Source organism: Massilia sp. Root418, assembly GCF_001425265.1.
Classification (GTDB): Bacteria; Pseudomonadota; Gammaproteobacteria; order Burkholderiales; family Burkholderiaceae_D; genus Rugamonas.
On the sequence record NZ_LMEC01000022.1, the window covers coordinates 120517 to 135613 of the forward strand.

A 15097-nucleotide genomic window follows, 5' to 3' on the forward strand; every position below is an offset into this window, starting at 1 on the left:
CGCTAGGTTTTCTCGAAGCTGCTGCTGGCACGCTTCAATTCCCTCGCTTCCTCCAGCATGCGGCGCTGGGCGATGCGCTTGCGCATCAGTTCAGCGTGGCGGGCTGCCGTCATGGGCGGGGCGGTCATCAGGTCTTTCAGCTGCGCTACATTGCTGTAGTTGTTTCTCATCAAGCGGCTCAATCCGGACTCCTGAAATAGCGCGTGCATTGCGCATCCCTATTGTGCACCAAATCCGTTTCGGAACTGTGACAATTTGCTATTGGAGCCGAACATTCGGCGGATTCCCGCCGCGCCGCGCAACTGTGGCACGCCCGTTCTTATATTAGTCAATGTGTCAAGAACGACCGTGCAATTTTGTTACTTTTGGTAGTTCACACGGACCAGCATGCGAATAAATTCGCGCGCGATCTGGCGGTGATGCTCGTCCAGGCGCTGCAAATCGGCGATCAGTTTCACGTCGGCCGACTCGAAACGGGACAGGCCATTGCTGCTCTCGCCGGCCGGCGCGGCCGCTTCCGGGCCGCCGAAGCGCAGCCAGTCGGCCGGTACACCCAGCCATTGGGCAATCATGCGCAGCTTTTCCTGGGTGGGAATGGCTTCCCCCACCAGCCACTTGCGCGCTGCGTGCACCGTTATGGGGCGTCCGTCGAAGCGAATGTTAAATTCGCGCGCCAAGCGGGTCGGGCTGTCGGGAGAGTAGTGGGCGTTTTTCAGAGCCTGCTGCAAGCGCTGGCTAAAGCTTTCGCGTTCGTTAGAAGAATTCATAGTTGCACTATTTCATATCATGCAATGAAAGTCAGTCTCTCGCAGTGTCGGACGAACTGTGACAATCGAGAATGGAATATTTAACATTTTTCCCTCATTGCTGCGTGCTGGCGCCCGCATAACGTCCAAATTTTATTTCTGATATGCCATGATACGGCAAATTGAATTTAGAGGGCAATTTTTTAGACTGAACGTTCGTTCAGGACAGATGCGGTCCCGTTGTCGAGCTCGATGCTGCATTTATGCCAACACATATGATGCCGCCCGCCGCACAACGCCGTCGCACGATACACCATTCGTGGTCAGCAATTGCCACCAACTGTCCGTCCTGTCATGGGCTACAATATATTTAACGTTACGTAAACGGAAGCTGAACGGAAGCCGACGCCCCCCTTGCTGCCCATCTGATCAACATGCCTACCTATACCATCACCGAACTGGCCCGCGAATTCGACATCACGGCGCGCGCCATCCGCTTCTATGAAGACCAGGGCCTGCTGAGCCCCTCGCGCGAAGGCGCGGGCGGACGCAACCGGGTTTACACGCCGCGCGACCGCACCCGCCTCAAGCTCACGCTGCGCGGCAAACGCCTTGGCCTGTCGCTGTCCGAAATCAAGAGCCTGGTGGACATGTACGAGTCGCCCAAGGACACCAGCGCGCAGATGCACCGCTTCCTGGGCGTGCTGCAGCAGCACCGCGACATGCTGGAGCAGCAGCGCGAGGACATCGACATGACCCTGGCCGAAATCACCGCCCACGAGGAAGACTGCAAGCGCATGCTGGCGGCGATTGCCGAGCCGCAATCCACCGGGACTTGACGTTTACGTTAACGTCACATCGCGGTATGATGAGGGCTACCACACCCCAACCAGAAGAATGAGGACGACATGCTCCATCTCCCAGGCCTGACCTTTGACCACGGCGAAGACATCGCCGCCCTGCGCTCCGCCGTGCAGGAATTCGCCGCTGCCGAAATCGCGCCGCGCGCCGCCGAGATCGACCGCAGCGACCAGTTCCCCATGGACCTGTGGCGCAAGATGGGCGACCTGGGCCTGCTGGGCATCACCGTGAGCGAGGAATACGGCGGCGCCAACATGGGCTACCTGGCCCACATCGTGGCAATGGAGGAGATCTCGCGCGCCTCGGCTTCCGTGGGCCTGTCCTACGGCGCGCATTCCAATCTGTGCGTCAACCAGATCAAGCGCAACGGCACCGAAGAGCAAAAACGGCAATACCTGCCCAAGCTGATCTCGGGCGAGCACGTGGGCGCGCTGGCGATGTCCGAGCCGAACGCCGGTTCCGACGTGGTGAGCATGAAACTGCGCGCCGACTGGAAGGGCGACCGCTGGGTGCTGAACGGCACCAAGATGTGGATCACCAACGGCCCCGACGCGGACGTGCTGGTGGTGTACGCCAAGAACGACCTGGAAGCGGGCCCGCGCGGCATGACCGCCTTCCTGATTGAAAAAGGCTTCAAGGGCTTCTCCGTGGCGCAAAAGCTGGACAAGCTGGGCATGCGCGGCTCGCACACCGGCGAGCTGGTGTTCGAGGACTGCGAAGTGCCGGCCGAGAACGTGCTGGGCGGCCTGGGCAAAGGCGTGAACGTGCTGATGTCCGGCCTGGACTTCGAGCGCACCGTGCTGTCCGGCGGCCCGCTGGGCATCATGCAGGCCTGCATGGACGCGGTGGTGCCCTATATCCACGACCGCAAGCAGTTCGGCCAGCCGATCGGCGAGTTCCAGCTGATGCAGGGCAAGCTGGCCGATATGTACTCCACCATGATGGCGTGCAAGGCCTACGTGTACGCCGTGGGCCAGGCCTGCGACCGCGCCACCAGCCCGGAAGCGGTGCGCCAGCTGCGCAAGGACGCCGCCGGCGCCATCCTGTACAGCGCCGAAAAGGCCACCTGGATGGCCGGCGAGGCGATCCAGACCCTGGGCGGCAACGGCTATATCAACGAGTATCCGGTGGGCCGTTTGTGGCGCGACGCCAAGCTGTATGAGATCGGCGCCGGCACCAGCGAGATCCGCCGCATGCTGATCGGCCGCGAACTGTTCGCTGAAACCAAGTAACGCAGTTAATGCCCACCTGAGCGCGATGAGGCCGGCCCGTCCATGATGAACCAGGCTGCATTCCCGAAACTGCTGTCTTCCCAGATAGCGTTCGACATCGCGCTCACCATCCGCGACGGCTTCGACAAGCATTACCGCCTGTTCCGCCAGTCCAGCCAGCAAGCCCGCGAGTATTTCGAGCGCGGCCAGTGGAAAGTGGCGCAGCAGGCCGCGCGCGAGCGCATCGGCTTCTACGACAAGCGCGTGCAGGAATGCGTGCACATGCTGGAGGACGAGTACGCGCCGGAGGACTTGAGCGACGAGGTGTGGCGCGAGTGCAAGCTGCACTTCATCGGCCTGCTGTCCGGCCACAAGCAGCCGGAGCTGGCCGAAACCTTTTTCAATTCGGTGTGCTGCAACATCCTGCACCGCAGCTATTTCCACAACGAGTTCATCTTCGTGCGGCCGGTGGTGTCCACCGAGTACATCGAGACGGAAGAGCCGGCGCCCACCTACCGCATGTACTACCCGGGCACCGACGGCCTGCGCTTCACGCTCAAGCGCATCGTCACCAATTTCCAGCTCAACGCCAGGTTCGCCAACCTGGACCGCGACGTGGAGCAGGTGGAAGCGCGCCTGCGCCAGCTGTTCGGCGGCGAGGCGCTGGAACCCAACCACCAGATCCAGGTGCTGTCCAGCCTGTTCTTCCGCAACAAGGGCGCCTACATCGTCGGCAAGGGCGTCAACGGCGCGCGCGAATACCCGTTCGTGGTGCCCATCCTGCACAACCGCCACGGCCAGCTGGTGCTGGACACCGTGCTGTTCGAGCAGGAGCAGATCATCATCCTGTTCTCGTTTACGCGCGCCTACTTCCAGGTGGACATGGAGGTGCCCTCGGCCTATGTGCAGTTCCTGCGCACCCTGCTGCCGCGCAAGCCGCGCAGCGAGATCTACACCATCCTCGGCCTGCAGAAGCAGGGCAAGACGCTGTTCTACCGCGACTACCTGCAGCACCTGAAGCATTCGTCGGACCAGTTCGACATCGCGCCCGGCATCCGCGGCCTGGTCATGCTGGTGTTCGCGCTGCCGTCCTTCCCCTACGTGTTCAAGGTGATCAAGGACTTCTTCCCGGCGCCCAAGGACACCACGCGCGCGCTGGTGAAGGAAAAATACCTGCTGGTGAAGCACCACGACCGCGTGGGCCGCATGGCCGACACGCTGGAGTATTCCAACGTGGCCTTCCCGCGCCACCGCATGAAGGAAGAGCTGATCGACGAGATCCGCCTGCACGCGCCCTCGCTGCTGGAGGAAGACGGCGAGAACATCGTCATCAAGCACCTGTACATCGAGCGCCGCATGGTGCCGCTGAATATCTGGCTGAGCAACGCCGAGCAGCAGGGCGACGAGGCGCGCATCGAGCACGGCGTGGTGGAATACGGCAACGCCATCAAGGAACTGGTGGCGGCCAACATCTTCCCCGGCGACATGCTGTACAAGAACTTCGGCGTCACCCGTCACAAGCGCGTGGTGTTCTACGATTACGACGAAATCGAATACATCACCGACTGCAATTTCCGCGACATCCCCGAGGCGCGCACCGAGGAGGAAGAGATGGCGGCCGAGCCCTGGTATCACGTCGGCAAGCACGACGTGTTCCCCGAGCAGTTTGGCCGCTTCCTGCTGGGCAACGCAAAGATCCGCAAATACTTCCTGCAGCACCACGCCGACCTGTTCACGCGCGAATTCTGGCAGCGGCGCAAGGAGCGCATCGAAGCCGGCATCGTGGAAGACGTGTTCCCGTATCCGCAGCACATCCGCTTTTCGTATCAGGGCACACCTGCCATCACCCCTGCGGCGCACGTCGCGCCGACTCTTTTGGAGACCAGTGAAAATGAATGATCCTATCGTTATCGTGGGCGCAGCCCGCACCCCCATGGGCGCCTTCCAGGGCGACTTCTCCGGCAAGGCCGCGCACGACCTGGGCGCGGTGGCGATCCAGGCTGCCGTCGAGCGTTCCGGCGTGGCGCCTGCCGCCGTGGAACACGTCTACTTCGGCAACTGCCTGATGGCGGGCCAGGGCCAGGCCCCGGCGCGCCAGGCGCTGCTGAAAGCCGGCCTGCCCACTTCCACCGGCGCGGTGACCTTGTCGAAGATGTGCGGCTCGGCCATGCAGGCGGCCATCTACGCCTACGACGCACTGGCGGCCGGCAGCGCCGACGTGATCGTGGCCGGCGGCATGGAATCCATGACCAACGCGCCCTACCTCATTCCCAAGGCGCGCGGCGGCTACCGCATCGGCCACGGCATGATGTTCGACCACATGATGTACGACGGCCTGGAAGACGCCTACTCGCGCAACGAGAAGACCGGCGAAGGCCGTTCCATGGGCACCTTCGCAGAAGAGTGCTCGGCCAAGTACCAGTTCAGCCGCGAAGACCAGGACGCGTTCGCGATCGAGTCCGTCAAGCGCGCGCAGGCCGCCACCAATGAGGGCTGGTTCAAGTGGGAGATGGCGCCCGTGACCGTGAGCAGCCGCGCAGGCGATACCGTGATCGACAAGGATGAGGGCCCGCTGAAGGCCAGGATCGACAAGATCCCGACCCTGCGCACCGCGTTCAAGAAGGACGGCACCATCACGGCCGCCTCGTCCTCGTCCATCAACGACGGCGCCGCCGCGCTGGTGATGATGCGCGAATCGACCGCCAGGGCGCAGGGCCTGACCCCGATCGCCAAGGTGCTGGGCCACGCCACCAACGCGCTGGCGCCGGACCAGTTCACGGTGGCGCCGATCGGCGCCATCGAGAAGCTGTTCAAGAAGACCGGCTGGAGCGCCCGCGACGTGGACCTGTTCGAGATCAACGAAGCCTTCGCGGCCGTGCCGATGGCCGCCATGCGCGACCTGGACATCCCGCACAGCAAGGTGAACGTGCACGGCGGCGCCTGCGCGCTGGGCCACCCGATCGGCGCTTCCGGCGCGCGCATCATGGTCACGCTGATCGGCGCGCTCAAGCGCACCGGCGGCAAGCGCGGCGTGGCGGCGCTGTGCATCGGCGGCGGCGAAGCCACCGCCATGGCCATCGAACTGGTGTAAGCATGCCGGCCGCACTCATCATCGGCGCCTCGCGCGGCATCGGACACGAGCTGGCGCGCCAGTATTTGCACGAGGGCTGGCGCGTGATCGCCACCGCGCGCAAGCCGGACGACGTGGCCGAGCTGGCCGACATGGGTGCGGAAGCGCACGCGCTGGACGTGACGGACGTGGAAGCGGTGGCCGGCCTGGGCTGGAAGCTGGACGGCGAACAGCTGGACGTGGCCATCCTGAACGCGGGCGTGTACGGCCCCCGCCACGACGGCTTCCCCGTGCAGGCGGACTTCGACCAGGTGATGCACACCAATGTGCTGGCCGCGATGCGGCTGCTGCCCGTCCTGGCGCCGCTGGTGTGCGCGCACGGCAAGCGCGCTGGCGGCAAGCTGGCCGTTCTGTCCTCGCGCATGGGTTCGCTCAGCGAGCGCGGCCACGCGGGCGGCTCGCTGTACCGCGCCAGCAAGGCCGCGCTCAATTCGGTGCTGATCGACACCGCGCTGACCTTCGGCACCAAGGGCGTTACCTGCGTGGCGCTGCACCCGGGCTGGGTGCGCACCGAGATGGGCGGCGGCGGCGCCGACCTGACGGTGGAGGAAAGCGCGGCCGGCATCCGGCATACGCTGGACACCGCGCCCGGCTCCACGCAGGCGGTGTTCCGCAATTACGATGGCACCCCCATCGGCTGGTAGCACACACGGCGGGTGACGGCGTTCCGCCTGACCCGCCCTACGATCCACAGAACGTCAATGTAGGGCGGGTTAGCGCGCAGCGCGTAACCCGCCATCCACGAAAGCACGAAAGCACGAAAGCACAGAATGATACTGAGCGAAGAACACCAGATGATACGAGACGCCCTGCGCAGCTTTTCGCAGGAACGCCTGGCGCCCAATGCGGCGCGCTGGGACAAGGAACACCACTTCCCCAAGGAAGAGCTGAAAGAGCTGGCCGCGCTGGGCGCGTTCGGCGTGGCGGTGCCGGAGGAGCTGGGCGGCGCCGGCATGGATTACGTGTCGCTGGCCCTGGTGCTGGAGGAAATCGCGGCCGGCGACGGCGGCACGTCCACCGTCATTTCGGTGAACAACTGCCCGGTGTGCAGCATCGCCATGATGTATGCCAACGAACAGCAGAAGCAGCAGTGGCTGCGCCCGCTGGCGCAGGGCGAGATGCTGGGCGCATTCTGCCTCACCGAGCCGCACACCGGCTCGGACGCGGCCGCGCTGCGCACCACCGCCACACGGGTTAAAGACGAACAAGGCGACGGCTACGTGATCAACGGCGTCAAGCAGTTCATCACCAGCGGCAAATACGCCGACGTGGCCATCGTCATGGCCGTCACCGACAAGGCGGCCGGCAAGAAGGGCATCAGCGCGTTCTGGGTGCCGACCAGTGCGCCGGGCTACATCGTGGCGGGCCTGGAACAGAAGATGGGCCAGCATTCGTCGGACACGGCGCAGATCCTGTTCGAGAACTGCCGCATCCCGGCCGCCAACCTGATCGGCGAGGAAGGCATGGGCTACAAGATCGCACTGTCCGGCCTGGAGGGCGGCCGCATCGGCATCGCGTCGCAGTCGGTGGGCATGGCGCGCGCGGCCTACGAGGCGGCGCTGAAGTACGCGCGCGAGCGCGAGACCTTCGGCAAGACCATCTTCGAGCACCAGTCGGTGCAGTTCAAGCTGGCCGAGATGGCCACGCAGATCGAAGCGGCGCGCCAGCTGATCCTGCACGCGGCCTCGCTCAAGGACGCCGGCCAGCCCTGCCTGAAGGAAGCAGCCATGGCCAAGCTGTTCGCTTCCGAAATGGCGGAGCGCGTGTGTTCGGACGCGATCCAGGTGCACGGCGGCTACGGCTATGTGTCCGACTTCCCGGTCGAGCGCATCTACCGCGATGTGCGCGTGTGCCAGATCTACGAAGGCACCAGCGACATCCAGAAGCTGCTGATCGCGCGCGCGCTGTAATGGCGACCCGGCTCATGCTGGTGGAGGACGACGCCAGGCTGTCTTCCCTGATCGCGGAATACCTGGCCGCTTACGAGTTCGAGGTGGCGGTGGTGGCGCGCGGCGACGAGGCGCTGGCGCGCTTCCACGCCTTCGGGCCCGACGTGGTGGTGCTGGACCTGATGTTGCCCGGCATGGACGGCGCCGACGTGTGCCGCCAGCTGCGCGCGCTGGGCGGCACGCCCATCCTGGTGCTGACCGCGCGCGAGGACGATTACGACCAGGTGGCGCTGCTGGAGCACGGCGCCGACGATTTCATCAACAAGCCGGTGCAGCCGCGCGTCCTGCTGGCGCGCCTGCGCGCGCTGCTGCGGCGCGCCGGGCCGACGGCCGCGGGCGCCGTTGCCGGTGCCGCCGCCGGTGTCCCCGGTGCTGCAGCTGCGGCGCCGGGCACGCTGCAGTTCGGCGCGCTGTGCATCGCCACCAGCGACCGCCAGGTGCGCTGGCGCGGCACGCCCGTGGTGCTCAGCGGCAGCGAGTACAAGCTGCTGCTGGTGCTGGCCGAAGCGGCCGGCACGGTGCTGTCGCGCGATGCGCTGCTGAAGAAGCTGCGCGGCCTGGAATTCGACGGCATGGACCGCAGCGTGGACAACAGCATCTCCAAGTTGCGCCGCCGCTTCGACGACCACGATGCGGAACGGATCAAGACGGTGCGCGGCGAAGGCTACCTGTTCTCGCCGTCCGCCTGGCAGTAACGCGGCAGTAACGCACCAGTAGCGCGGCAGCCGGCCCGGCCTAGTCGTACAGCGGCGCGATCGCCAGCGGCATGTTCTGGCTGATGACCTGGCCCTGCGCCGGGGTGGCGTCGAAGCGGTAGTTGACGATGCTGAAGACCGGGCCCGGGCCGTCGCCAAACGCCGGGCCTTCGGCCGGCGGCAGCGGCGCGCTGTCCTGGCCGCCGTGCCGCAGCCGCAGCACGGCCTCGCCCTTGCGCGCGAAGGCAAACCTCACCCCCACGCAGCGCCCGCCGCGAAACGCCGCATCGGTGGCGCGCTGGTAAGCCTGCGCCTGCTCGCAGGCGGCGCGCAGGTCGGCCGCTTCGTACACGCCGTCGGCGCGCGCCACGATGGACACGCGCGGGTGGAACGCATAGCCGCCCAGCTTGCGGTTGAGCACCAGCACGGCGTTGTCGTCGTAGGCCGCCTTCAGCAGCGGGAACACGACGCGGCCGGCCGGGTCCAGCGGCAGGTTCAGTTGCACATTCCTGGCGTTCAGGGTCAGGCGCAGGCCGTCCAGCGTGGCGCCGGGGTCGCGCGGACTGATCTGATAGTGGTTCTGCAGGAAATGCTTGGGCTTGCCGTACTTCTCGAACACCACCATGGCGCGGTAGGCGTCGCGGTAGCTGAGCCATTCGCCGTCCTGGGCCTGCGCCAGCGCGCAGGGCGCGGCAAGCCAGGCCGCCAGCAAGGGCAGCAAGGACCGCAGCAGCATCGGGGCGGCGCGCCGGGTAAGCATGGTCAGAAGCGGTAAGCCAGCGCCGACCACGCGGTCACGCTGGTGGGCCGTTCGACCAGCGGGCTGGCCTTGGCGTCGCCGGCCAGGCGCGCCGCGTGGGCGCCGCTGGTCAGCATCCAGGACGGCGCCAGGGCCCAGTTCCAGCGCACGCCCGCGTGCACGTCCTTGACGCCGCCGCCCGGTGCGTAAGGGCGGCGCACGAAGTTCGCGCCCACCAGCTCCTGCGCCGGCGTGACGCCGAACAGGGCGCGGTTGTAATGGGCGTCTGCCAGGGTGATGCCGGCGGTGAAGGACAACGTATGGTGGGGCGCCACGGCGGCCGCCACGCGCTGCAGGTCCACGGTGGCGCGCAGGCCATCGCGCTCCCGGCCGGCGCCGTACAGCACGCTATTGGCCAGGCGCCACTGCGGATTCAGATACCAGGTGAGGAAGGCGCCGCCTTCCAGGCGGCGCGGCACGTCGGGCATGCCGGTCATGCGCGTCATGGCGGGCCAGCCGCCCATGAGCAGCGGCGGCAGGGCGGTGTTGCTGCCGGTGCCGCTCAGGCCGGCGCCGGTCAGTGCGCGCCCGCGCTCGCTGCGCCCCGGATGCAGCGACAGCAGCGGACCGTATTCGAGGCCCTCGCTGCCGGACCAGTGCATGCCGGCGCTGGCGCCCGAGATGAACACGCCGTTGCTCCACTCGGCCTGCAGCACGGGCATGAGCAGCAGGTGGCGGCCGCTGCCGCCCTCGTAGCGGTTGGCGCTCTGCAGGCCAAGGCCCAGGTACATGTCGCGGCTGCCGTCCGGCATCGGATTGGCGACCGGCGTCTGCGCGGCCGCGCCGCCGGCAGCGGCCAGCAGCGCGGTCAGGGTGAAGGAACGGGCAAGTGTCGTGGGCATGCGCATGGGGTGGTAGCTCAGTGGGCGATGCCCGCCATTTTATATGGTCGGCGCGGGCAGGCGCTTGCTGATGAATACCACCGGCTCGTCGCTGCGGTCCGCGGTCACCATGGCACCGCGCGCGGTGAAGGAGGCGATGCAGGCCGATTTCGGTCCCGGCGGCGTGTCCGTGCTGGTGACGTACAGCTTGCCGTCCACGCGCGCCACCTCGTCCAGCTTGGTGCCGTCGCAGCCGCTGGCCACGCCGTAGAAGGCGAACAGCACCATGGATTTGCTGAAGTCCACCGCCGGCAGGGGCGCGCCGGGATTGCTGTAGCTGCTCCACAGCTGGGCCCAGGCCGCGGCGTCCTTGACCACCACGTTGGCCGCAGGCCGGTCCACCGGAATCGAGCTCAGGCTGGTCGCGATGCGGCTGAAGGCCAGCTGCTGCGGTGCGACGCGGCTGAACACCACCGGCGCGTCGTAGCGGTCCAGCACCACCATCACGCCGGGGCTGGTGTACTGGGCGATGCATTGCTGCGCCGGGTCCACGCGGTCCTGCTCATATTGCACCGCCAGCTTGCTGTCCGCCACGCCGACACGGGCCACGCTGACGGAGCGGCAATCGCTCTTCTCCCTGCCGGTCGTGATGCCGACCACCATCTTCTTGCTGAAATCGATCTTCGGCGGCAGGTGGATGCTGCTCAGGATGCGGTGCCAGTCGTTCCACACCGCCTCGAAGGCGGCCGTGTCGGTCAGCACCACAGTGCGCGCATCGTCGATGCCGGTGTAGGGGCTTTGCACCAGCACTTCCATGGCAAGCGAGGCGCCGTCGGCCGGCAGCACGTTGACGATCTCGACCTTGTGGCCGGCGCCCAGGCCGAGGTCGGGCTGCTCCAGGTTGTTCAGCATGGTGTCGAACTGGGCGAGGTTGCTCTGGTCGGTGCAGCTGCTGCGCAGCCCGGAGAGCATGGCGCCCGAGATGCACAGCTGCTGCGCGGGCAGGGCGCCGTGCAGGGTGCGGGCATAGGAGGCGTCCGCGCAATTTCCGGCGCGGTCCCACAGCACCTGCTTCTGGTCGATGATGAACAGCCGGTTGCGCAGCTGGGCACAGGTGCTGGCCCGCGCCATCTGGATGAAGTCGGCTTTCACCACCAGGGCCGGCGGCGACGGCTCGCCGACCGCGATGGACGCGGTCTGGCCGCCGTGGGCGGCGTCGCCGCCGCCGCTGCCGCAGGCGGTCAGCAGGGCGGCCAGGGGCAGAACAATTGCGCTTAACACTTTATTCATGATGGCTCCTTGGTAAGTAATGATGCCATCTTAAGCAAGGACGTGGCCGGCTTCCCCCTCCGAATGTCAGTCAATTGTCATCAATTTGTAAGCACCCGGGCGCCGCCACGGTATTGCTTATAAACTAACGCCATGAACCGTCTGTTTTTCCGCTTTTTCGTGCTGGTCATGCTGGCCATCACGGCGGCCACCTTTGCCATCTACTTCGCGATCAGCCGCCTGTACGGCGATCCGCTGGAAGACATCGCCCGGCGCCAGGCGGCGGCCGAGGTGTTCCTGCTGGAGCACTATATCGACCGCGCCCCGGCCGACGAGTGGCTGGTGCGGCTGAACAAGGTGCGCGAGGTATCCAGCGTGCGCTACGAGCTGCTGCCGCTGGCGCAGGCCAGCGCCGCGCTGTCGTCGGCCGACGCCGCCCTGCTGCAGCGCGGCGGCATGGTGTTCCGGGTGGCGGACAAGGCCTTCCTGCGCCGCGTGGACCTGAGCGGCCAGCGCTATATCGGCAGCGAAGGCGAGGTACTGCGCGCCGAGGGCTTGCCGATCAATATCGCGCAAGCCCTGCAGCAGGAGGCGCTGCGCTACGCCATCGTGGCGCTGGCCCTGCTGATCCCGATCGCGCTGTGGTCGCGCGCGCACTGGCGCGGCATGCAGACGCTGGCGCGCGTGGCCGACGAGTTCGGCGCCGGCCGGCTATCGGCGCGGGCGCGCATGGCACCGGGCGCCAGCATCTACCCGCTGGCCGAACGCATGGACCACATGGCCGACCGCATCGAGCGCCTGATGGAAGCCCAGCGCACGCTGCTGCATTCGGTATCGCATGAAATCCGCACGCCGATCGCGCGCCTGGAATTCGGCCTGGAACTGCTGCGCACGGCGGCCGCCACGGAGGCCGGGCCGGCGCTGGAAACGCGCATCGTCGCGATGGAACAGGACGTGCGGGAATTGAACGCCCTGATGACGGAGCTGCTCGGCATGGCCAGGCTGGACAGCGGCCAAGCCATGCAGCGCCAGCCCTTCGAACTGGCGCCGGCGCTGCGCGCCTGCGTGGCGGCGCAGCCGGCCGGGCAGCACACCGAGGTGCGCATCGCCGACGGCCTGGGCCTGGTGGACGGCGACTGCCGCCTGCTGATGCGGGCCGTGGCCAATTTGCTGGGCAACGCGGCCAAATACGGGGCGGGGCGGGTGCTGCTGAACGCGGCGCGCGGCAGCGACGGCCAGCTCGTGATTGCCGTGGAGGACGACGGCCCCGGCATTCCGGCGGCAGAGCGTGCGCGCGTGTTCGCGCCCTTCTACCGCCTGGACAGCAGCCGCGACCGGGCCAGCGGCGGCTTCGGCCTGGGTCTCGCCATTGCGCACAAGGCGGTGGCGCTGCACGGCGGCAGCCTGGCGGTAGAGGATGGCGAACCAGGTGTCGGACTGGGCGGCGCGCGCTTCGTCATTCGCCTGCCGGGCTGACGGTACGCAGCGGCGGCGCAGCCTGGCCCTGCTCGTGGCGCCCCACGCGCTCGAACTCCGAGATCACCTGGGCGCCGAACAGCAGCAGGGAGGCCGCGATCTCCAGGCTGAACATGACCACGATGGCGGTGGTCAGCGAGCCGTACACGATGTTGACCTGCGAGAGCGTGCTGAAGTACCACACCAGCACGTGGCGCGCCAGTTCCCACAGCACCGTGGCGGTGACGCCGCCGATCAGCGCGTGCGCATACGACAGCCGGCCCACCGGCATGACCAGGTAGATGGAACTGAGCATCAGCACTTCGCCCAGCACGCCCAGCATATAGAGCAGCACGCCGGACACGCCGTGCAGCGACCAGGAATAGCCGAGAAACTGCAGTTCCTCCTCGCCGATCACCTGCAGCCCGCCAGCCACCAGGGTGACCAGCAAAATGCCGATGCCCAGCGACAGGATGTAGCAGTAGGGCAGGATGGCGGACACCAGGAAGTGGCGGCGCCGTATCGCCACCCGGTGCATGAAGATCACGCACATGGCGTTTTCCAGCACCGTGAAGGCCAGCGAGCTGAAGAACAGCATGGTGAGCGCCAGCAGCCAGCCGATGACGCTGCGCTGGTTGAGGAACTGGCCCACCTCGGCCACGAGGGCGCGCGACTGCCCGGGCACCAGCCATTCGAGGTAGTGGCCTATGGTGTCGAGCAGTTCGGCCGGGTCCAGCCAGTGCGACAGCACCACCACCACCAGCATCAGCAGCGGCACGATGGACAGCAGTGAATAGTAGGCGACGGCGCCCGCCAGCAGCAGCCCCTGGTTGGCCCGGAAGCCGCGCACGCATTGCAGCGCGAAGTCCAGGGGATGGCTGGCCACCCAGGCGGCGGCCTTGCTTGTGAGCATACGCATGGACTCATTCTACGCAGGCGCCCGGATGGCTGGCGCGCAACAGCCGGGGTGCGCGGCCGGGACGCAGGGCGGCGGGCGCGGCGGGTTACGCGCTGCGCGCTAACCCGCCCTACGGGGTGTGGCCGGGACGCGATGGGGCGGGCGTAGGGCGGGTTAGGCGCGCAGCGCCGTAACCCGCCGTGCTAGCTGACCGCCGGCTCCAGCAAGGTCAAGGTCTGCCGCTCCGCGTCCAGCGTGGCCCGCACCCCCATGGGGATGGTGAACTGGTGCCGGATGTGCCCGAACGAGTAGCCGGCCACGGCGGTCTGCTCCAGCGGCAGCAAATGCTGGTCCACGGTTTCGTTCAGGGTGAGCGAGATGTCGTCGTCCTGGTTCTCGCAGTTCTCAAAAATGCCCAGCATTACGCCGGCCGTGTTCTTCAAGCCCTGGCTCAGCTGCAGCTGCATCAGCATGCGGTCAACGCGGTAGGGCGCTTCGTTCACTTCTTCCAGGAACAGGATGCTGCCCTTGATGTCGGCGGCATACGGCGTGCCTTCCAGCGCGCTGACCAGGCACAGGTTGCCACCGGTGAGGTGGCCTGTGCACTGGCCCCCGTGCACGGTACGCACGGTGTACTGCGGCTCGGCCACCGCCTTGTGGGCGTTGTCCTGCGACATGGAAATGGTATAGCGTTCCTGCGGCGCCATCAGCACATTTTGCAGCTGCGTCACCGCATACTCGGAAAAGGTGGACGACGCCACCGGCCCGTGGAAGGTGACCAGCCCGGCGTGCTTGTTGATGGCCAGGTGCAGGGCGGTGATGTCGGAATAGCCGATCAGCACCTTGGGATTGGCGCGGATCAGCGCATAGTCGATGTGGGGCAGCAGCGAGATGCAGCCGGAGCCGCCGCGGATGGCCCAGATGGCGTTCACCTGCGGGTCGGCGAACATGCCGTGCAAGTCCTCCAGGCGCTGCGCCACGGTGCCGCCGTAATTGCCGTGCACCGCGTTGATGTGCTCGCCCAGCTTGACCCGCAGGCCGAGCGATTCGATGTTGCGCACCGCTTTGTCGATGGCCTTGGGACTGGTGTGGCCACCGGGCGCGATGATGCCGACCAGGTCGCCGGGCTCCAGGCGCGGCGGCTTGGTCAGTTGCGGCTTGCTCATGGCTTGGTTTCCTTGCGATGGGGCGCGCCTGGGACGGCCGGCCGCCGCAGCGGGGAGCGCTGCGGCGGCCAGGGCAGCGCCGGTGGCCGAAGCCACC

At 66.7% G+C, this 15097-nt stretch carries 15 protein-coding genes; 8 read left to right on the forward strand and 7 right to left on the reverse strand.

Translation table 11 applies throughout. The features are described from left to right. Positions 1 to 2: 2 nt before the first annotated feature. Entirely contained in the window at positions 3 to 170 is a 168-nt protein-coding gene (locus tag ASC94_RS33270) for a hypothetical protein (protein ID WP_165917882.1), read from the reverse strand. A gap of 189 nt (positions 171 to 359) precedes the next feature. Continuing rightward, positions 360 to 767: a hypothetical protein gene (locus ASC94_RS21045; RefSeq protein WP_056400088.1), complete on the reverse strand. Its 408-nt coding sequence runs from the start codon at positions 765 to 767 to the stop codon at positions 360 to 362. 413 nt (positions 768 to 1180) lie between these two features. On the opposite strand from ASC94_RS21045, the gene ASC94_RS21050 reads away from it, so the two are divergent. From ASC94_RS21050 to ASC94_RS21080, 7 genes are all read left to right on the forward strand, one after another. Further along, positions 1181 to 1585: a MerR family DNA-binding transcriptional regulator gene (locus ASC94_RS21050; RefSeq protein ID WP_056400093.1), complete on the forward strand. Its 405-nt coding sequence runs from the start codon at positions 1181 to 1183 to the stop codon at positions 1583 to 1585. Between the two features lie 69 nt (positions 1586 to 1654). Then, positions 1655 to 2839, forward strand: a complete 1185-nt coding sequence (locus ASC94_RS21055) for an isovaleryl-CoA dehydrogenase (protein WP_056400096.1) — start codon at positions 1655 to 1657, stop codon at positions 2837 to 2839. 45 nt (positions 2840 to 2884) lie between these two features. Further along, positions 2885 to 4717: a bifunctional isocitrate dehydrogenase kinase/phosphatase gene (aceK, locus tag ASC94_RS21060; RefSeq protein WP_056401439.1), complete on the forward strand. Its 1833-nt coding sequence runs from the start codon at positions 2885 to 2887 to the stop codon at positions 4715 to 4717. After that, positions 4710 to 5909, forward strand: a complete 1200-nt coding sequence (locus tag ASC94_RS21065; protein WP_056400100.1) for an acetyl-CoA C-acyltransferase — start codon at positions 4710 to 4712, stop codon at positions 5907 to 5909. The genes aceK and ASC94_RS21065 overlap by 8 nt, the downstream gene beginning before the upstream one ends. A gap of 2 nt (positions 5910 to 5911) precedes the next feature. After that, positions 5912 to 6592: an SDR family oxidoreductase gene (locus tag ASC94_RS21070; protein WP_056400102.1), complete on the forward strand. Its 681-nt coding sequence runs from the start codon at positions 5912 to 5914 to the stop codon at positions 6590 to 6592. 126 nt (positions 6593 to 6718) lie between these two features. Further along, on the forward strand, positions 6719 to 7858 hold the full coding sequence (locus ASC94_RS21075) for an acyl-CoA dehydrogenase family protein (protein WP_056400105.1): 1140 nt from the start codon (positions 6719 to 6721) through the stop codon (positions 7856 to 7858). Continuing rightward, the gene (locus ASC94_RS21080; protein WP_056400108.1) at positions 7858 to 8592 is read left to right on the forward strand and encodes a response regulator; all 735 of its coding nucleotides are present in this window, start codon (positions 7858 to 7860) and stop codon (positions 8590 to 8592) included. The genes ASC94_RS21075 and ASC94_RS21080 overlap by 1 nt, the downstream gene beginning before the upstream one ends. Before the next feature lie 40 nt (positions 8593 to 8632). On the opposite strand, the gene ASC94_RS21085 is transcribed toward ASC94_RS21080, so the two are convergent. From ASC94_RS21085 to ASC94_RS21095, 3 genes are read right to left on the reverse strand one after another with little or no spacing between them, the layout of a single operon-like run. Further along, on the reverse strand, positions 8633 to 9352 hold the full coding sequence (locus ASC94_RS21085; RefSeq protein WP_229417359.1) for a hypothetical protein: 720 nt from the start codon (positions 9350 to 9352) through the stop codon (positions 8633 to 8635). A gap of 2 nt (positions 9353 to 9354) precedes the next feature. Further along, a complete protein-coding gene (locus ASC94_RS21090; protein ID WP_056401441.1) occupies positions 9355 to 10233 on the reverse strand; it encodes a MipA/OmpV family protein in 879 nt (292 codons plus the stop codon). A 39-nt stretch (positions 10234 to 10272) separates the two neighbouring features. Beyond that, on the reverse strand, positions 10273 to 11502 hold the full coding sequence (locus ASC94_RS21095; RefSeq protein WP_056400115.1) for a hypothetical protein: 1230 nt from the start codon (positions 11500 to 11502) through the stop codon (positions 10273 to 10275). 132 nt (positions 11503 to 11634) lie between these two features. Here ASC94_RS21095 and ASC94_RS21100 point away from each other — a divergent pair, with 132 nt between their 5' ends. Further along, the gene (locus ASC94_RS21100; protein WP_056400118.1) at positions 11635 to 12957 is read left to right on the forward strand and encodes an ATP-binding protein; all 1323 of its coding nucleotides are present in this window, start codon (positions 11635 to 11637) and stop codon (positions 12955 to 12957) included. On the opposite strand, the gene ASC94_RS21105 is transcribed toward ASC94_RS21100, so the two are convergent. Beyond that, positions 12938 to 13855: a YihY/virulence factor BrkB family protein gene (locus ASC94_RS21105; RefSeq protein ID WP_056400121.1), complete on the reverse strand. Its 918-nt coding sequence runs from the start codon at positions 13853 to 13855 to the stop codon at positions 12938 to 12940. The two genes, ASC94_RS21100 and ASC94_RS21105, sit on opposite strands and share 20 nt — an antisense overlap. A 182-nt stretch (positions 13856 to 14037) precedes the next feature. Continuing rightward, entirely contained in the window at positions 14038 to 15000 is a 963-nt protein-coding gene (locus ASC94_RS21110; RefSeq protein WP_229417360.1) for an LD-carboxypeptidase, read from the reverse strand. Positions 15001 to 15097: the final 97 nt, after the last annotated feature.